At 54.0% G+C, this 17,899-nt stretch carries 15 protein-coding genes and 2 pseudogenes; 13 read left to right on the top strand and 4 right to left on the bottom strand.

Going from position 1 to position 17,899, the window contains the following annotated elements:
* The first annotated feature begins 1 nt into the window (after position 1).
* The 9 genes from ACPUC7_RS23105 to ACPUC7_RS23065 all read left to right on the top strand — a co-directional run bounded on the left by ACPUC7_RS23105 (position 2) and on the right by ACPUC7_RS23065 (position 8,908).
* Positions 2 to 670, top strand: coding sequence for an amino acid ABC transporter permease (locus ACPUC7_RS23105; RefSeq protein WP_343554481.1), 669 nt, complete (start codon positions 2 to 4; stop codon positions 668 to 670).
* A complete protein-coding gene (locus tag ACPUC7_RS23100) occupies positions 670 to 1,326 on the top strand; it encodes an amino acid ABC transporter permease (protein WP_494924715.1) in 657 nt (218 codons plus the stop codon). The genes ACPUC7_RS23105 and ACPUC7_RS23100 overlap by 1 nt, the downstream gene beginning before the upstream one ends.
* Positions 1,307 to 2,038 carry an amino acid ABC transporter ATP-binding protein gene (locus ACPUC7_RS23095; protein ID WP_007887180.1) on the top strand — a complete coding sequence of 244 codons (732 nt, stop codon included), beginning with the start codon at positions 1,307 to 1,309 and terminating at the stop codon, positions 2,036 to 2,038. Before ACPUC7_RS23100 ends, ACPUC7_RS23095 begins: the two co-directional genes overlap by 20 nt.
* Before the next feature lie 21 nt (positions 2,039 to 2,059).
* On the top strand, positions 2,060 to 3,295 hold the full coding sequence (locus tag ACPUC7_RS23090) for a pyridoxal-phosphate-dependent aminotransferase family protein (RefSeq protein ID WP_494924699.1): 1,236 nt from the start codon (positions 2,060 to 2,062) through the stop codon (positions 3,293 to 3,295).
* A complete protein-coding gene (gene hpxK / locus ACPUC7_RS23085; RefSeq protein ID WP_494924698.1) occupies positions 3,292 to 4,551 on the top strand; it encodes an allantoate amidohydrolase in 1,260 nt (419 codons plus the stop codon). Before ACPUC7_RS23090 ends, hpxK begins: the two co-directional genes overlap by 4 nt.
* 12 nt (positions 4,552 to 4,563) lie before the next feature.
* Positions 4,564 to 5,058: a 2-oxo-4-hydroxy-4-carboxy-5-ureidoimidazoline decarboxylase gene (gene uraD / locus ACPUC7_RS23080; protein ID WP_494924697.1), complete on the top strand. Its 495-nt coding sequence runs from the start codon at positions 4,564 to 4,566 to the stop codon at positions 5,056 to 5,058.
* Positions 5,055 to 5,390, top strand: a complete 336-nt coding sequence (uraH, locus tag ACPUC7_RS23075; RefSeq protein ID WP_343553497.1) for a hydroxyisourate hydrolase — start codon at positions 5,055 to 5,057, stop codon at positions 5,388 to 5,390. The genes uraD and uraH overlap by 4 nt, the downstream gene beginning before the upstream one ends.
* A 193-nt stretch (positions 5,391 to 5,583) precedes the next feature.
* On the top strand, positions 5,584 to 7,776 hold the full coding sequence (katG, locus tag ACPUC7_RS23070) for a catalase/peroxidase HPI (RefSeq protein WP_494924696.1): 2,193 nt from the start codon (positions 5,584 to 5,586) through the stop codon (positions 7,774 to 7,776).
* A gap of 259 nt (positions 7,777 to 8,035) precedes the next feature.
* Positions 8,036 to 8,908 (top strand): flagellin N-terminal helical domain-containing protein, encoded by an 873-nt coding sequence (locus ACPUC7_RS23065; protein WP_494924695.1) that lies wholly within the window; start codon positions 8,036 to 8,038, stop codon positions 8,906 to 8,908.
* A gap of 77 nt (positions 8,909 to 8,985) precedes the next feature.
* Here ACPUC7_RS23065 and ACPUC7_RS23060 read toward each other — a convergent pair.
* Positions 8,986 to 9,093, bottom strand: a pseudogene (locus ACPUC7_RS23060) (amidohydrolase); the annotation flags it as partial.
* Positions 9,081 to 10,241 (bottom strand): pyridoxal phosphate-dependent aminotransferase, encoded by a 1,161-nt coding sequence (locus tag ACPUC7_RS23055; protein ID WP_494924694.1) that lies wholly within the window; start codon positions 10,239 to 10,241, stop codon positions 9,081 to 9,083. The pseudogene ACPUC7_RS23060 and the gene ACPUC7_RS23055, both read right to left, overlap by 13 nt.
* A gap of 130 nt (positions 10,242 to 10,371) precedes the next feature.
* Between ACPUC7_RS23055 and ACPUC7_RS23050 the strand changes: the two genes are divergently transcribed.
* From ACPUC7_RS23050 to ACPUC7_RS23040, 3 genes and pseudogenes are all read left to right on the top strand, one after another.
* Positions 10,372 to 10,986, top strand: a complete 615-nt coding sequence (locus ACPUC7_RS23050) for a methylthioribulose 1-phosphate dehydratase (RefSeq protein WP_494924693.1) — start codon at positions 10,372 to 10,374, stop codon at positions 10,984 to 10,986.
* Positions 10,983 to 11,666, top strand: coding sequence for an acireductone synthase (mtnC, locus tag ACPUC7_RS23045; protein ID WP_494924692.1), 684 nt, complete (start codon positions 10,983 to 10,985; stop codon positions 11,664 to 11,666). The genes ACPUC7_RS23050 and mtnC overlap by 4 nt, the downstream gene beginning before the upstream one ends.
* A gap of 1 nt (position 11,667) precedes the next feature.
* Positions 11,668 to 12,204: pseudogene (locus ACPUC7_RS23040) on the top strand (1,2-dihydroxy-3-keto-5-methylthiopentene dioxygenase); the annotation flags it as partial.
* Positions 12,205 to 12,422: 218 nt separating this feature from the next.
* On the opposite strand, the gene mtnA reads toward ACPUC7_RS23040, so the two are convergent.
* Positions 12,423 to 13,442: an S-methyl-5-thioribose-1-phosphate isomerase gene (mtnA, locus tag ACPUC7_RS23035; protein WP_494924691.1), complete on the bottom strand. Its 1,020-nt coding sequence runs from the start codon at positions 13,440 to 13,442 to the stop codon at positions 12,423 to 12,425.
* Positions 13,443 to 13,547: 105 nt separating this feature from the next.
* Between mtnA and mtnK the strand changes: the two genes are divergently transcribed.
* A complete protein-coding gene (mtnK, locus tag ACPUC7_RS23030) occupies positions 13,548 to 14,747 on the top strand; it encodes an S-methyl-5-thioribose kinase (RefSeq protein WP_494924690.1) in 1,200 nt (399 codons plus the stop codon).
* A gap of 48 nt (positions 14,748 to 14,795) precedes the next feature.
* Here mtnK and ACPUC7_RS23025 read toward each other — a convergent pair.
* The coding region (locus ACPUC7_RS23025; RefSeq protein ID WP_494924689.1) for an Ig-like domain-containing protein at positions 14,796 to 17,899 on the bottom strand (3,104 nt) is incomplete at its 5' end.

Below are 17,899 nucleotides of genomic sequence, written 5' to 3'. Positions count from 1 at the left end.
CATGATTGGGCAACTAAACTTTGCAGATCTCTGGCCGCATTGGCCAGAGTTGCTAGCCGGGTTGTGGGTGACGATTCAGATCACTGTGCTCGCCACGGTGGGCGGCGTCAGCCTGGGCATTCTCGGCGCGGCGCTGCGCAGCGGCAAACCCAGCTGGGCCAGTCGCATTTGGGGCGTCTACGTCGAGCTGATCCGTAACACGCCGTTTGTGGTGCAGCTGTTTTTCATCGTCTTTGGTTTGCCCAATCTTGGTCTGAAACTGACGGCGGGCGAAGCTGCGCTGCTGGCGATGTTGATTAACCTTGGCGCGTACAGCACCGAAATTATTCGCGCCGGGATTCAGGTGACGCCGCGCGGCCAATGGGAAGCGGGGCGCGTGCTGGGATTGACCCGCGCGCAAACCTTTATCCGCGTGGTGCTGCCGCCGTCGCTGCAACGGATTTATCCGGCGCTGGTGAGCCAATGCATCATCGTGATGCTCGGCTCTTCGGTGGTGTCGCAGGTCTCGTACGAAGAGTTGACCTTCGCCGCCAACCTGATTCAGTCGCGTACCTTTTTGAGTTTTGAAGTCTATCTGGTGACCACGTTGATCTATCTGGCGTTGTCGATTGCCATGCGTCAGTTATTGCTGGCGTTGGGACGTAAATGGTTGGGAGCGCAACCGGCATGATGACGCAATTTACCGATTGGGACATCCTGCGCAACCTGCTGCTGGCAGCGCGCTGGACTATTTTACTGTCGCTGGTGGCGTTCTTTGGCGGAACGCTGGTGACCTTGCCGCTGCTGTTTATGCGCCTGCTGAAACGCAAATGGCCGATGCGCTTGGTGCGCGCTTACACCGAACTGTTTCAGGGCACGCCGCTGCTGATGCAGCTGTTCCTCGCCTTCTTCGGTGTCGGTTTATTCGGCATTGATGTCGCGCCCTGGACGGCGGCTTCGCTGGCCTTGACGCTCTACACCAGCGCGTTTTTGGTGGATATCTGGTACGGCAGCATTCGCGCCTTGCCCAAAGGCCAATGGGAAGCCTCGCGTTGCCTTGGTTTGAACTTTGGTCAAACGCTGTTTCGCGTGGTGGCACCGCAGGCGATTCGCATTGCTATCGCGCCAACCGTGGGCTTTGCCGTGCAGGTGATTAAAGGCACTGCGCTGGCATCGATTATCGGCTTCATCGAGCTGACCAAAGCCGGCACCATTTTGAATAACGTAACTTACGAGCCGTTCAAGGTGTTTGGCCTGGTGGCGCTCGGTTACTTCCTGATGTGTTATCCGCTGTCGCGTTACAGCCAGTACCTGGAGAAAAAATTCAATGCCGCTCATCACCATTAATCAGGTACAGAAGTACTACGGCGACAACCACGTTTTGAAAGGCGTCGATCTCGATGTCGATCACGGTGAAGTGATCTCGATTATCGGCCGCAGCGGATCGGGCAAAAGTACCTTGCTACGCTGCATGAACGGGCTGGAAGGCTATCAGGAAGGCAGCATCAAACTCGGCGGCATGACCATTACCGATCGCGAATCGCAAGCACGCGAAATCAGCCGCTCTGTTGGCATGGTGTTCCAGAACTTCAATCTGTTCCCGCACATGACGGCGCTGGAAAACGTGATGCTGGCACCGCGCCGCGTGCTAAAGAAAAGTGAAGCCGAATGCCGCGAACTGGCGACACAGATGCTGGAGAAAGTCGGCCTCGGCGAGCGCATCAATTACTATCCGGCCAATCTGTCTGGCGGGCAGCAGCAGCGCGTGGCGATTGCGCGTGCGCTGGCGATGCAGCCCAAAGTTTTACTCTGTGATGAGATCACCTCGGCGCTCGATCCTGAGCTGGTGGGCGAAGTGCTGAAAGTGCTGGAGCAGTTAGCCGCTGAAGGTATGACGCTGATTCTCGTTACTCATGAAATGAACTTCGCCCGCGACGTGGGCGATCGCGTGGTCTTTATGCATCAGGGGCGCGTGTGGGAGCAGGGCGACAGCAAAACGCTGTTCGCCAATCCGCAAACCGCCGAACTCAAGCAGTTCATCTCGACCGTGCGTCTGTAAACGAACAACAAGGAATACACCATGGATATCAGCCAGTTTTCGCAAATCAATCCGCCGCAGCGCCTGTTGATGGGGCCGGGACCGATCAACGCCGACCCGCGCGTGCTGCGCGCCATGTCGAGCCAGTTGATTGGTCAATACGATCCGGCGATGACACATTACATGAACGAAGTGATGGCGCTGTACCGTGGCGTATTCCGCACTGAAAACCGCTGGACGATGCTGATCGACGGCACTTCACGCGCCGGTATCGAAGCCATTTTGCTGTCGGCGATCCGTCCGGGCGACAAAGTGCTGGTGCCCGTATTTGGCCGTTTTGGTCATCTGCTGTGTGAAATCGCCCGTCGTTGCCGTGCCGAGGTGCACACCATCGAAGTGCCGTGGGGCGAAGTGTTTACGCCGGATCAAATCGAAGATGCGATCAAAAAAGTGCAACCGCGCCTGCTGCTGACGGTGCAGGGCGATACCTCAACCACCATGCTGCAACCGCTGGAACAACTCGGCGCAATTTGCCAGAAATATGGCGTGCTGTTCTACACCGACGCTACCGCGTCACTCGGCGGTAATGCGCTGGAAACCGATGCGTGGGGCTTGGATGCGGTATCGGCTGGCATGCAGAAATGCCTCGGCGGTCCGTCCGGCACTTCGCCGATCACCCTGAGTCCGCAGATGGAAGCAGTGATCCGCAAACGTAAATGCGTGGAAGAGGGCATTCGTACTGCCGATCATCAGGACGGCGACGACGAGATGATCTACTCCAACTATTTCGATCTCGGCATGATCATGGATTATTGGGGGCCAGAACGCCTCAATCACCACACCGAAGCCACTACCGCGCTGTTTGGTGCGCGTGAGTGTGCGCGCCTGATGATGCAGGAAGGATTGGATAACGGCATCGCGCGTCACAAGCTGCACGGCGATGCGCTGCTGAAAGGCATTCAGGGCATGGGCCTCGAAACCTTTGGCGATCTCAACCACAAGATGAACAACGTGCTGGGCGTGGTGATCCCGCCGGGCGTTAATGGCGATCAGGTGCGCAAGCTGGTGCTGGAAGATTTCGGTATCGAAATCGGCACCTCGTTTGGTCCGCTGCACGGCAAAGTGTGGCGCATCGGCACTATGGGTTACAACGCGCGCAAAGACTGCGTGATGATGACGTTAAGCGCGCTGGAAGCGGTACTCAATCACCTTGGTTTCCGCACCACGCAAGGCGCCGCAATGCAGGCCGCGTGGGATCTGTATGGGAGCCGCGCATGAATAAAAGCCTGATGACCGCCAGCGAGGCGCAATCCGCTGCCGCGCGCGTCATGGCGCGCTGTGACGCGCTGGCTGAGATCAGTGAAAGCGAAGACGGCCTGACGCGGGTGTATCTGTCGCCAGAACAGCTGCGCGCCAATGCGCGCGTTGGCGAATGGATGCAGGCGGCGGGCATGAGCACGTGGCAAGACGCGGTTGGCAACATTTGTGGCCGTTACGAAGCCGCCGAACCCGGCGCGCAAGCATTGCTGCTTGGTTCACATCTCGATACGGTGCGCAATGCCGGTCGCTATGACGGCATGCTTGGCGTATTAAGTGCTATCGAAACCGTGCAGTGGCTGCACGATCATCAGCAACGTTTACCGCTGGCGATTGAGATTGTCGGTTTTGGCGACGAGGAGGGCACGCGCTTTGGCATTACGCTGCTCGGCAGTCGTGGCATCACCGGCAGTTGGCCGGAAAGTTGGGTGACGCATCCCGATGGCAACGGCATCACGGTGGCGGAAGCGATGCAGGATGTCGGTTTCGATGCGGCGAAAATTCTCGACGCGGCGCGTGAGGTTAATGACATCGCCGCTTACCTTGAACTGCATATCGAACAAGGTCCGTGTCTGGAACAGGAAGATTTGGCACTCGGCGTGGTGACGGCGATCAACGGCGCACGTCGCCTGAATTGCAGCTTTGTCGGTGAAGCAGGACACGCCGGCACTGTGCCGATGACACATCGCAAAGATGCGCTGGCCGCCGCCGCTGAGTGGATGGTGTTTATCGAACACACCACCGCCGAACACGATCCGCAATTGGTGGCGACGGTCGGCACCTTGAGCTGCTTGCCGGGTGCGGTAAACGTGATTCCGGGCGAAGTGCAGTTGTCGCTTGATGTGCGCGGTCCGCAGGATGAGCCGCTGGAGCGTTTGCTCTCCACCTTGTTGACGCAGGCGCAGGCGATTGCGCTGCGTCGCGGCTTAACCTTTAGCTCCAACGAGTATTACCGCATTGCCGCTACCGGATGTGATGCCCGTTTGCAGCAAGCGTTGAGTCACGCGGTGGAAACCGTGCAAGGGCGCAGCGTGTCGTTGCCAAGCGGCGCGGGGCACGATGCGATTGCCATCGCCGAACGCTGGCCGGTTGGCATGCTGTTTGTGCGCAACCATCGCGGCATTAGTCATCATCCGGCGGAATCCGTGCAGGCCGCTGACGTGGCGTTGGGTGTGCAGGCGTATCTGCAAGCGGTGTGCGATCTGGCGCGCAGGTAAAGGAACCGAAATATGGATTTGGTAAGCTTCAACCAGCTTTACCCTGAAGCAGCGCAAGCCGCCATCGCGCATTGTGTGGCAATTCCCGGCTGGCAACAGGCGCTGGTGACCGCGCGACCTTATGCAACACTAGCTGAGTTGTATGCTGAAGCCGAGCGCTTGGCGACTTTATGGCAAGCCGACGAGCTGGAGCAGGCGCTCAGCGCGCATCCGCGCATTGGCGACAAAGTTGCTGGTGCAAGTAAAGAAGCGGCATTGTCGCGCAATGAGCAGGCGGCGATGCAGCAGGCCGATGGCGCGCTGCAACTGGCGATGCTGGCGGGCAATCAAACTTACGAACAGCGCTTTGGTCGCGTGTTTTTGATTCGCGCCAAAGGGCGCAGCGGTGAAGAGATGCTGGCCGAATTGCAGCGTCGGCTAAATAATGATGCTGAAAGAGAACAACAGGAAGCGCTGAAGCAACTCAGTGAAATCACCTTGTTACGGTTGAAGGAGAGCATTACATGAGCACCATCACCACGCATATTCTCGATACCGCGCTGGGCAAACCGGCAATTGGCGTTGCGATTTCGCTGGAACAAAACAGCCCGGAAGGGTGGTTGCCACTGGCCGAAGGCGAAACCGACAGCGATGGCCGCATCAAAGATCTCACACCGGAACCACTGGCACCCGGTCATTATCGTTTAACCGCCGAGATTGGTGATTACTTTGCCGCTGAAGGGCGCGATGCGCTGTACGTTAGTGCGCAAATCGATTTCGTGATTGGCGCATCCGGCAGCCATTACCATCTGCCTTTCCTGATTTCCCCGTGGTCGTGGTCCACCTATCGCGGTAGTTAATCTTCGCTTGTCCTGTAGGGTCGCCATTCATGGTGACCACTACCAACCTTTACTCTATTGTTTGCGCCCTATCACATTCCTGTTTTTGAAAGACAATAACTATCAAAACCGTCGGTTCATCCGTTTATAAACTATCATTATGTGTCGTTATAGTAACTGCACACTGTGAAGCCAATGTAATGGAGCCGACAAAATGAGCACACATGATAATAATGACAATGCAGCAGGAAAATGCCCCTTTCATCACGGGGCGACTGAAGAAAAAAGTGTATTAAAACGCGGCGCAGGCAACGGTACATCCAACCGAGATTGGTGGCCGAATATGCTGCGTGTCGATCTGTTAAACCAGCACTCCAACCGTTCCAACCCGCTCAGTGACAACTTCAATTACCGCGACGAATTCAGCAAACTCGATTACTCCGCCTTAAAAGCCGATATCCGCGCCATTCTCACCGATTCGCAATCCTGGTGGCCAGCCGACTGGGGCAGCTATATTGGGCTGTTCATTCGCATGGCGTGGCACAGCGCGGGGACTTATCGCACCATCGATGGTCGCGGCGGTTCGGGTCGTGGTCAGCAACGTTTTGCGCCGCTCAACTCATGGCCAGATAACGTCAGCCTTGATAAAGCGCGTCGCTTGCTGTGGCCGGTGAAGCAAAAATACGGTCAGAAAATTTCCTGGGCTGATCTGTATATTCTGGCGGGCAACGTATCGCTGGAAAACGCCGGTTTCCGTACCTTTGGTTTTGGTGCCGGTCGTGAAGATGTCTGGGAACCGGATATGGATGTCGATTGGGGCCACGAAACCGAATGGCTGGCGCATCGCCATCCTGAAGCTTTGGCGAATGCACCGCTCGGCGCCACCGAAATGGGCCTGATTTACGTCAACCCAGAAGGCCCGGAAGCCAGCGGCGATCCGAAATCAGCGGCACCAGCGATTCGCGCTACCTTTGGCAATATGGGCATGAATGACGAAGAGATCGTCGCGCTGATCGCCGGTGGTCACACCTTGGGTAAAACCCACGGTGCGGCAGAAGCCAGCCACGTAGGTGTCGATCCCGAAGAGTCACCGATTGAAGCGCAAGGTCTTGGCTGGAGCAACAGCTACGGCAGCGGCGTGGGTAAAGATTCCATTACTTCCGGCCTGGAAGTGGTGTGGACGCAAACGCCAACGCAGTGGAGCAACTACTTCTTCGAGAACCTGTTCAAATACGAATGGGTACAGACGCGCAGCCCAGCGGGTGCGATTCAATTCGAAGCGGCCGATGCCGAAGCGATTATCCCGGATCCGTTCGATCCAGAGAAAAAACGCAAACCGACCATGTTGGTGACCGACCTGACGCTGCGTTTCGATGAAGAGTTTGGCAAAATCTCGCGCCGCTTCCTCAACGATCCGCAGGCGTTCAACGAAGCCTTTGCCCGTGCGTGGTTCAAACTGACGCACCGCGATATGGGACCAAAAGCGCGTTACATCGGCCCGGAAGTACCGAAGGAAGATCTGCTGTGGCAGGATCCGTTACCGCAAGCCACACATCAGCCAACGCCTGCTGATATCAGCGATCTGAAAGGACGTATTGCCGCTTCGGGTCTGAGCGTTAGCCAACTGGTTTCAGTCGCTTGGGCGTCGGCTTCCACCTTCCGTGGTGGCGACAAACGCGGTGGCGCCAACGGTGCGCGTCTGGCGTTAGCGCCGCAGAAAGATTGGGCGGTCAACGCCAGCGTCATCGCTGATGTGCTGCCAATCTTGCAGAAGATTCAGCAAGAATCAGGCAAAGCGTCGCTGGCTGATGTGATCGTGCTGGCCGGTAGTGTCGGTATTGAACTGGCGGCTGCGGCTGCGGGCGTCACCACCCAAGTGCCATTCACGCCTGGCCGTGTTGATGCGCGTCAGGATCAAACCGATGTTGAATCTTTTGCGGTGCTGCAACCGCTGGCGGATGGCTTCCGCAACTATCGCCGCGTTGCCAAAGGCTCTTCAACCGAGACTTTGCTGCTTGATAAAGCACAGCAACTGACGCTGAGCGCACCTGAACTCACCGCGTTGATTGGCGGCCTGCGTGTGTTAGGCACCAACTTCGACGGCGGCAAGCATGGCGTGTTCACCGATCGCGTGGGCGTGTTGAGCAACGATTTCTTCGTTAACCTGCTGGATATGCGCACCGCATGGAAAGCCAGCGATGAAAGCGAAGAGTTGTTCGAAGGCCGCGATCGTTTAAGCGGCGAAGTTAAGTTTAGCGCCACACGTGCCGACTTAGTGTTTGGATCGAATGCGATTTTGCGTGCGCTGGCTGAAGTTTACGCCAGCAGCGATGCCAAACAGAAGTTCGTTGCCGACTTCGTTGCTGCATGGACCAAAGTGATGAATCTGGATCGCTTCGAGCTGTAATGGCGTTAAGCGCTCATGAAGTGAAAGGCAGCCATAGCGCTGCCTTTTTTTTATCTAAAAATCACAAACCAGTAATATTTAATTTTACATATTAAGATTTAACCTCCGATTAATTTCTTAAAGAGGTTTGATAATGGTAAGACCTGACTCAAAGCTGAGACTTAGCGAGCTATACATTAAATAATCCGACCGCTGTGACGCTCTTAAGTAGGTGCGTAATAGGCTCATAATGGAGCCATAACAGTAGGATTAAAATTTTATGAAAATAACGATGTTTACTAATGCAATAAGCATGACGTCATCCCGATCGCTTGGCAAAGCGACGGATGCGCTCAGCGTTGCAATGCAGCGTTTGGGAACCGGCAAGCGCATTAACAGCGCAGCGGATGACGCGGCAGGTCTGCAAATTGCCACTCGTTTGAAATCGCAATCCAATGGCATGACGGTTGCCAAGCATAATATCGCGCGTTCAAGTGCGATGATGTCAATGGGTGAAGGTGCGCTGGAAGAAGTGACCAACGTACTACAGCGTATGAAAGAACTTTCAACACAAGCGGCTGATGACAGCTTTAGCGCTGAAGATCGCAGTGCGATGCAATCGGAGTATGATGCTTTGTTCAGCGAAATGGACAGTATCATGCGTAACACCCAGTACGGTTCTGAGCCGCTGCTGCAAAGTGTTATCCCGCCAGAAGTTAAAGGTAAATTCACTTCAACGGTTCAATTTCAGATTGGTAGTTCAAGCGATGAAGTGCTGAAAGTGAATCTGGACACCAAACTGCAAGAATCAGTTGATGCAATGTTAAACCTGGTGACCGTGCCAGGTAATCCTGGCGCGTTGGAAGATTCGGTCACCGCCAATGAAAATATTGATTTCGTCAGCGCAGCTTTAGAAAAAGTTCAGGCAGTACGCAGTGATTTTGGTTCTAACATCAATCGCTTGCAATATACTGACGCTAACTTGAGCAATATGCGTGACAACACCGATATCAATATTGGCACTATCGTTGATGCCGACTTCGCAATGGAAGTGACCAAGATGACTCGCATGAATATGCTGATGCAAAGCAGCCAGGCGATGTTAAATCAAGGCAATGGCATTGCTAAGATGGCGCTGAATTTGTTGGGTTAGTGCATTGAACTGCAGGGAGTATCTCCCTGCGTTTTTTACAACGTAAAACTATCTGCATCGCGCCACGCCGGGAAGTGTTCGCGGCCTTCAATGCCTTTCAGCACACCATCGAAATGACGCAGATTAGCTGCGCCATCCATCCAATTGAGGTTTTCTTGCAGCAGCGTAATTTTCAAAGCTGACATAAACGTTCTGCAGCAGCGTCCAGCGTCGCTTCCTGTTTGGCGAAGCACAGGCGAATCAGCTTGTGCGGGAACGGATCGGCGCAGAATACCGACAGCGGAATCGCCGCCACACCGACTTCTTTTGTTAGCCACTGGCAAAAACTCACATCATCGAGATCGGAAATGGCGCTGTAATCCGCCAGTAAGAAATAAGTGCCTTCACACGGCAGCACCTTGAAGCGGCTATTAGCCAGCGCCTGAATTAGGCGGTCGCGGCGCGCGCGGTAGAATTCCGGGAGTTCCCGATAGTGTTCAGGTTCCTGACGCAGCATGTCGGCAATCGCCAATTGCGCCGGCGTGTTCACTGAGAAAGTCAGATACTGATGCACTTTGCGGATTTCCGCGCTGATTGCCGCCGGTGCGATGCAATAACCGACTTTCCAGCCGGTCATGTGGAAAGTTTTGCCAAACGATGACACCGCAATCGCGCGTTGGCGCAGTTCGGCATGCGCTAACACGCTGGCGTGGCCTTCTTCGACGAAGCAGATGTGCTCGTAAACTTCATCACTCAGCACATAGACTTCCTGTTCGGCAATCGCCTGCCACAACTCGGCATAATCGCTTTTGCGCCATACGGTGGCGGAAGGGTTGTGCGGCGTGTTCAGAATCACCAAGCGTGTTTTGGCGCTCAGTAGGCTGCGAAATGCGGACCAATTCACGCGAAAACCAGGCGGTTGCAGCGCGATACGTTTTAGCACGCCGCCTGCCAGTTGCACCGCCGGCGCGTAGCTGTCGTAGCTCGGATCAAAGCAGATCACTTCGTCGCCCGGACGCACCAGCGCGGTGATCGCGGCGTATAACGCTTCGGTGGCTCCTGCGGTGACGGTGATGTCGCTGTTGACGTCTGGCGAGTGGCCGTAAAGCTCAGCAGTTTTGGCGACAATCGCTTCGCGCAATGGCAGTGCGCCGATCATCGGTGCATATTGGTTCGCGCCCTGGCTAACGTGATACGCCAGACGATCCTGCAAATAGCGTGGACCGTCGAAATCGGGGAAGCCTTGCGAGAGGTTGATGGCGTTGTGTTGCTGCGCCAGCGCGCTCATTTGGGTAAAAATGGTGGTGCCGAGCGCCGGTAATTTGCTCTCGGGGATCAGGTTGTGCTGCGTCATTGTTTTGTGGCCTTAAGCGCGAATGTCGATGCGGAGTAACCCTGTGTTGCTGCCACTATAAACAGGATGTTAATATTTGGCAATCGAGACGCTTAGACGTCTAAACTCACCTGCGGAGCCATACATCGCTATGACGGATTTTCTCCCACTGGAACATTTAGTGGCCGCCTGCCACTGGATTGGTGGCAAAGGTTGGGCACCGGCGACCGGCGGCAACATGTCGGTACGTCAGGATGCGGAATATTGTCTGCTTAGCGCGTCTGGCAAAGACAAAGGCAGCTTAACGCGTGATGATTTTATCCAGGTGGAGATTGCCACCAACGCGGTGCCATCCGGGCGCAAGCCGTCGGCGGAAACCGGGCTGCACACGCTGATTTATCGTCTATTCCCGCAGGCGGGCGCGGTGTTGCACACCCATACCGTCAATTCAACGGTGTTGTCACGCGTTGAGAAGGGCGCGGCGTTGCTGCTCAGCGGTTACGAAATGCAGAAAACCCTCGCTGGTCAGGATTCGCATCTCAACGCCGTTGCCATTCCACTGTTCGATAACGATCAAGACATTGATGCGCTGGCGCAGCGCATTGAAGCTTTTGCCGCGCAAACGCCGCTGCAATACGGTTTTCTGCTGCGCGGCCACGGCCTGACGTGCTGGGGCAAAGATGTGAATGAAGCGCGCCGCCATCTGGAAGGGCTGGAATTCCTGTTTGAATGTGAACTGCAACGTCGCCTGCTGGAGGCCAAATGATTCGCGCCATCGTCACGGATATTGAAGGAACCACCAGCGATATCCAGTTCGTACACAACGTGTTATTCCCCTACGCTCGCCAGCATCTGGCTGATTTTGTGCGTGAAAACCAGAGCGACGACAAGATCGTTGCTGCACTTAACGCGGTGCGTGCCGAGTCTGACGCGCCTCAGGCTACGGTTGATGAGCTGATTAATACGCTGATTGGCTATATCGATGCGGATCGCAAGTCGCCGGGCCTCAAAGCGTTGCAAGGCATGATTTGGCGCGCCGGTTATGTCGAAGGCCAATTTACCGGGCATCTCTATCCAGATGTGCTGCCTGCTTTGGAGCGTTGGCAGCAAAAGGGAATTGGCCTATATGTATATTCCTCCGGATCGGTCGCCGCGCAAAAACTGTTATTTGGCTACAGCGATGAAGGTGATTTAACCTCGCTGTTTAGCGGCTATTTTGATACCGGCGTCGGCGCGAAGCGTGAAACGCAGTCGTATCGCAACATCGCTGAGCAAATCGGTCTGGCAGCCAACAGCATTTTGTTCTTGTCGGATATCCATCAGGAACTGGATGCCGCAGCCGAAGCGGGCTGGCGCACCGTGCAGTTAATTCGTGGCGAGGCGGATAACGCCAGTCGTCATCACCAGGTAAACGATTTTTCCCAGATTAAAGTGGAGTCGATTTAACATGAGTGCATTGACCATTTTTACCGATACCGAAGCCGATCAACCGGTGTGGCACAGCACCGATGCAGAGGCGATTCGCGATCGCCTGAACGCCAAAAACGTGCGTTTTGAGCGTTGGCAGGCCGACCGCGATCTGGGCAGCAATCCTGATTCTGACACGGTAATTCAGGCTTATCAGCATGCGATTGATCGTTTGGTAGCAGAGAAGGGCTATCAGAGTTGGGATGTGCTGAGCATGCGCGCTGACAATCCACAAAAAGACGTGCTGCGCACCAAGTTCCTTAATGAACATACCCATAGCGAAGATGAAGTGCGTTTCTTCGTCGAAGGTTCAGGGCTGTTCTGCCTGCATCTGGATGGCGAGGTGTATCAGATTCTATGCGAGAAGAACGACCTGATTTCTGTGCCAGCCGGAACGGCGCATTGGTTTGATATGGGTTCGGAACCGCACTTTACCGCGATTCGTATTTTCGACAATCAGGAAGGCTGGGTGGCGAACTTTACCGGCGATAAGATTGCCGATGCCTATCCGCGTTTGGNCCAGCCGGAACGGCGCATTGGTTTGATATGGGTTCGGAACCGCACTTTACCGCGATTCGTATTTTCGACAATCAGGAAGGCTGGGTGGCGAACTTTACCGGCGATAAGATTGCCGATGCCTATCCGCGTTTGGCGTGAAAGTAGGTCGGCATGAATGCCGACCCTACAACACTGCGCTAACTGTAGGGTCGTCATTCATGACGACCTTTTTCTATCTTACGGCTGAAAAATCCCTTCTTTAACCTGTTCAGGCGTCACCACGCCGGTATCCAATACCCAACCGCTAATCAGCGCCGCAGGCGTGACATCAAACGCTGGATTGTAAACCGCAGCATTTTCCGGCGCCCACTGGACGCTACCAAAACTGCCCGCAACGCCCGTCACTTCGCTGGCTGCGCGTTGCTCAATCGGAATGGCATCGCCATTCGGACACAAACGGTCCAGCGTGGTATGCGGCGCAGCAACGTAGAACGGAATGCCGTGATAATGCGCCAACACCGCCAAACTGTAGGTACCAATCTTGTTTGCCACATCACCATTGGCGGCAATACGATCCGCACCCACCCAAATCGCATCGACCACGCCGCGCGCCATTAAACTGGCGGCCATCGAATCAGTGATCAGCTGATAAGGGACACTCAGCTCGCCAAGTTCCCACGCGGTTAAGCGTCCGCCTTGCAGCAACGGGCGGGTTTCATCCACCCAAACGTTTTTCACCAAACCTTGCTGATGCGCCAGAGCGATCACACCCAATGCGGTGCCAACGCCAGCCGTCGCTAAACCGCCGGTATTGCAGTGTGTTAGCAACTGGCTGCCCGGTTTGACCAACGCGCAGCCGGCGCGCGCAATGTTGTCACATAACAGCTTATCTTCGGCCACCAGCCGCAATGCTTCGGCACTCAACGCTGCGACAAAATCGCTCTCCGCCAACGCCACTTTCATGCGATCGAGATTGTTCATCAGGTTCACCGCCGTTGGGCGCGCCGCACGCAGCACTTCCAGCGACTCCGCCAGCTCAGCATGTGGCATGCCTTGCTCGCCGAGCAGCGCTAACAGCAAGCTGGCGGAAAGACCAATCAGCGGCGCACCGCGCACGCGCAGCGCATGAATATGATCGACCAACTGCGCCACATTGTGCGCGGGCAGCCAGTTTTGTTGTTGTGGCAGCGCTTGCTGATCAAGGATCCACAGCTGATTATCGCGGACCTCAAGGCTGGTGGTTCGAAGTGTTTGCATGGTGTGAAATCCCTGTTGCGTTAATGCTGGCTATTGTGCCAACATGCTTGACGGATGTATAGACGTCCAAACGGCTTATTACTATCGAATTTCGAGGAACAGGCAATGTCGCAATACCGTACGTTCACCGCTGCCGATGCTGTGGAATATGCTAAAAAATTTGGCGGTGTGGACGATCCGTCTGCGCTGGTGCGTGCCGAAGAGATCGGTGATGGCAACCTTAACCTGGTATTCAAGATTTTCGATAATCAAGACCGCAGCCGCGTGGTAGTGAAACAAGCCTTGCCTTACGTACGTTGCGTTGGCGAATCCTGGCCGTTGACGCTGGATCGTGCGCGCCTCGAAGCACAAACCTTGATTGCGCATTACCAACATTGCCCGCAGCACACGGTTAACGTCACGCATTACGATGCGGAACTGGCGGTGATGGTGATGGAAGATCTCTCCAGTCATCAAATCTGGCGCGGCGAGTTGGTCAAGGGCGCGTACTATCCGCAAGCCGGGCGTCAGGTGGGCGAGTATCTGGCACAGACGCTGTTTCATACCTCCGATTTCTACCTGCATCCGCACAAGAAAAAAGCCGAAGTCGCGCGTTTCATTAACCCGGAAATGTGTGAAATCACCGAAGATTTGTTCTTCAACGATCCGTTCATTGATCACGAGCGCAATAACTATCCCGCCGCGCTGGAATCGCTGGTGGTTAGCTTGCGCACTGACGATGCGCTGAAAATTGCCGTCGCGGGTTTGAAACATCGCTTCTTTGCCGATGCCGAAGGCTTGCTGCACGGCGATGTGCACAGCGGCTCGATTTTCGTTGCCGATAATAGCCTGAAAGTGATTGATGCCGAGTTTGGTTACTTTGGGCCGATTGGCTTTGATGTTGGCAGCGCGATTGGCAATTTGCTGATCAACTATTGCTGCTTGCCGGGTCTGTTAGCGCCGCGTGAAGCCGCCGAAGGGCGCGAGCGTCGTTTGAGCGATGTGCATGATGTGGTTGCTCATTTCTCCAGCCGCTTCCTTGAACTGGCACAAGAGAAAACCACTGACGTGGCGCTGGCGTATCCCGGTTATGCCGCCACCTTCCTGCAGAAAGTGTGGCGCGACACCATTGGCTACTGCGGCACCGAATTAATTCGCCGAACTGTTGGCATGTCGCACGTGGCCGATTTCAAGAATATCGAAGATGAAATAATGCGTACAGAATGCATTCGTCACTGCATTACTTTGGGACGCACACTGATTTTGGCTGCCGATCATATTGCCGATGTGGATGCGTTGATTGCGCGGATTCGACAGGCGGGTTGAGATAATAAGAAAAAGCCCTTCTGGTGAAGGGCTTACACTGAATTGCGACTACATTAATTCGGTCTTTAATCCTGCCTGGATCAGAATCTCGACGTCCGAATGCTGATTTTGCCAAACGTGATATTCGATTCCTGAAGAGGTAATGGTTCCATCAGCAATCACCCATTCATCGACATCAAAATTTTCCAACTGACGGGCAAGAATGGCACTGTCTCCTGCATTACCCTTCACCTGAATTTGTTTTTTATCATCATCAATGAACAAAGCTTGCTGCCCTAATGCCAATACATCTGCGGCACTAATAGTCAGTTGGTTATCACCTTGCCCCGTTAAATCGATAGTGTTAATGCTGGCTAAGCCTTGATGTAGTTGGGTTAAATCCAACGACTGATGGCTGCCGGTGACGTTCAGCGTAGCAAGCGTAATTGGTGCTTGTTCATCCAAAATTACACCATTGATTGAAGTTCCATCCCACTCTGCTTCAGCAGCGATATTACTTATCGCAGTGGGAGATTTACTGTCCACGACAATGGTGAACTGCGGTGACCAGGCGCTAACATTACCCGCTTTATCCAGGTAATTAATACGGAAGTCCCATGTTTCATTATACAGTGGTGTAACTGGTTTCCAGTACCATGCTCCGGTCTGAGAATCTGCCTGCACCGTAGCCGTACCCAACCAGGCGCCATTATCAATGCCGTACTGAATAGTGACCACGGCGCCTTTCTCAACATGGCCTTCAATTGTCGGCGTTTTATCTTTGGTTCTGCCGTAATGACCGATGTATCCACCGCCAGTGCCAAAATCGATAGATGCTCTTTCAATGATTGGCGCTGCTGCGACTTTATCCAAAACTACGTTTTTGCTCAGCTCAGTAATCAGTTTATTTTTGCTATCAAGCACCTGAAGTTTGTAAGTCCAGTTGCTTGAATGAGCGCTGTTATCTCTTGCTGTCCATTTCAGACCATCAAGCGTCGCTTGTGACCAGCCATTGCCGTTCCAGAAATAGAGCTTCTCACCCACTTCAAGCGGCTTACTCAACGTTCCGGTGACATCTCTGCCCGCTGTGCCATCATTGGTAATAAAATCACTTTGGCTGACGCCGGTGTCTTTATCCATTTTGCTAAATTTGATGACCAGTGGATCAGCATAAATGAATTCCCAATTATCGGAAGAGGAGCTGAGGAAACCTTCCATCCCCATTTTTACGTTGATTTTGTGTAAACCTACACTCAGCCCGCCACCGTATTCCCACTCCCACGCTCCGCTGGCATCTGCTTTCACGCTATCAATCAGTTTCGCACCGTCATAGATATACACGGTGCTTTTAGGGTGCGCTTTACCCGCAAATTCTGGGCTATAGTCTGCACTGGTTGCGCCAGAAGGCAGTGGAATGTTTTTAACGTCATCAAATGCACTTTCAATCGTCGGAGGCGCAACGATGGTGATAGGAAAATAAAACGCGTTTGAAGCAAATATACTAACGTTCACCTTTCCTAATGGCAGGACAACATCCGGCTTCCATTCCCATGTCCCATCGCTTGAAATGGTGACGGTCTTTGAGGCTAATATCGCAGTTCCATTTTTACTCACAAAAGCCAAATCAATTTGTTGATTGGGCGTGCCGGTGCCTTTTAACGTAGGTTGACGATCATCACTAAAGCCTTCCTTGGGAACTACGTCACTGCCACCAAAGTAGTCCCAAACCTCGTAAGTGAAAGGTTTTACTAGCGTGACAGTCTGCTTAAATGCTGGAGATGCATTTCCGGCAATATCAATAATTCGAACCTGATATTCCCAATCGCTGGTATGCGCTTTGTCGTCATTGAACTGCCAGGCACCACTGCCATAGAGCGTTGCTGTTTTCCAGGTTTTTCCACCATTAAGTGAGTACTCAACTGATTCACCCTTAATATGGGGCTTGCTTACTGAGCCATGGACTTGACGTCCTGCACTACCATTACTGGTTATCCAGTCGCGAGCCCCTGCACCATCATCCTTGTCCATATATTCAAATTTAATCTGGGTATCGGAAAATGTGATGTCATAAAAGACCTGGAATTCTTTCTCTGGTGAGAGGCTGCCAAAAGCGTCAACCACGCGAAGTTTATAGAGCCAATCACTGTTGTGCGCCGTAGTGTCTTGCGCCTTCCAGTTCAGTCCGGTGACGGTAGCATTTATCCATGCGCTGCCATTCCAAAACTGCAACGTTTCACCAGCGACCAGCGCGCGGCTGATGGCACCGATGACTTCACGATTGGCAGTTCCATCATTGGTGATGAAATCGCTCTGGCTAAAGCCGGTATCTTTTTCCATCCGCGTCAGTGTGAAGCTGATTGGCTGTAAGCTGACGTATTCGAATTCCCACGGCTGGGAGAAGTCACTTTTGAAGTTTCCTTGCTCCATCTTCACCGTAATGCTGTGCTTACCCTCTGCAAGGCCACTGGCATGTTCCCACTCCCATGCACCGCTGGCATTGGCGGTAACGCTGGCAATCAGTTTACCGTCGTCGTAAAGGTAAACCAGGCTGCCGGGCAGCGCGCTGCCGTACAGGCGCGGCGCGCTGTCGTCAGTTTTTGCGCCATTGGCCAGCCACTCTGTTACCGCTCCGGCGTTATCGAAGGCTTTATCAATGGTCGGAGGCTTAACCAGCGTGAGGTCATACACGTTAGAGTCAACACCTGACGATGAGATGACCGCATAGCGTACATTTCCGCTGGTTATTTGCGTGGGTTGGGTCCAGGTCCAGCTGCCATCGGCTTGGACATCGACGGTGCCCACTTTGACAATATTGTTATTGCCATACTTTGCCCAGATTTCAAGCTGCGAATTTGGCTGGCCGGTTCCGATCAGGCGCGGCGTAAGGTCATCGCTATAACCCTTGTTTGGTACTAAGCGAATGTCGCCGACGTCATCCCAGATTTCAGTAATGACGGGCGCAATATCAGCCAGCGTCACCGTCTGTTTCACCGGCGTGTTGACGTTGCCAGCGATGTCAGTGATGCGGATCTGGTATTCCCAGCTGGCGGTGTGCGCCGCGCTGTCGGTAAAGCTCCAGTTGTTAGACGCATCCACGCTGAGCGCCAGCCAGGTTTTACCGCCGTCCAGCGAATACTCGATGATATCGCCCGTATCCAGCCCTTTGCTCAGCG

It is taken from the genome of Pantoea sp. CFCC18179, from assembly GCF_059412405.1.
The sequence above is the reverse complement of the archived record's forward strand: the minus strand, read 5'-3'. Positions and strand labels throughout refer to the sequence as shown.

Excerpts from the sequence above, each read along its gene's own strand:
- ACPUC7_RS23105 (WP_343554481.1), top strand. The coding sequence starts at position 2 with ATGATTGGGCAACTAAACTTTGCAGATCTCTGGCCGCATTGGCCAGAG.
- ACPUC7_RS23100 (WP_494924715.1), top strand. The coding sequence starts at position 670 with ATGACGCAATTTACCGATTGGGACATCCTGCGCAACCTGCTGCTGGCA.
- ACPUC7_RS23095 (WP_007887180.1), top strand. The coding sequence starts at position 1,307 with ATGCCGCTCATCACCATTAATCAGGTACAGAAGTACTACGGCGACAAC.
- ACPUC7_RS23090 (WP_494924699.1), top strand. The coding sequence starts at position 2,060 with ATGGATATCAGCCAGTTTTCGCAAATCAATCCGCCGCAGCGCCTGTTG.
- hpxK (WP_494924698.1), top strand. The coding sequence starts at position 3,292 with ATGAATAAAAGCCTGATGACCGCCAGCGAGGCGCAATCCGCTGCCGCG.
- uraD (WP_494924697.1), top strand. The coding sequence starts at position 4,564 with ATGGATTTGGTAAGCTTCAACCAGCTTTACCCTGAAGCAGCGCAAGCC.
- uraH (WP_343553497.1), top strand. The coding sequence starts at position 5,055 with ATGAGCACCATCACCACGCATATTCTCGATACCGCGCTGGGCAAACCG.
- katG (WP_494924696.1), top strand. The coding sequence starts at position 5,584 with ATGAGCACACATGATAATAATGACAATGCAGCAGGAAAATGCCCCTTT.
- ACPUC7_RS23065 (WP_494924695.1), top strand. The coding sequence starts at position 8,036 with ATGAAAATAACGATGTTTACTAATGCAATAAGCATGACGTCATCCCGA.
- ACPUC7_RS23055 (WP_494924694.1), bottom strand. The coding sequence starts at position 10,241 with ATGACGCAGCACAACCTGATCCCCGAGAGCAAATTACCGGCGCTCGGC.
- ACPUC7_RS23050 (WP_494924693.1), top strand. The coding sequence starts at position 10,372 with ATGACGGATTTTCTCCCACTGGAACATTTAGTGGCCGCCTGCCACTGG.
- mtnC (WP_494924692.1), top strand. The coding sequence starts at position 10,983 with ATGATTCGCGCCATCGTCACGGATATTGAAGGAACCACCAGCGATATC.
- mtnA (WP_494924691.1), bottom strand. The coding sequence starts at position 13,442 with ATGCAAACACTTCGAACCACCAGCCTTGAGGTCCGCGATAATCAGCTG.
- mtnK (WP_494924690.1), top strand. The coding sequence starts at position 13,548 with ATGTCGCAATACCGTACGTTCACCGCTGCCGATGCTGTGGAATATGCT.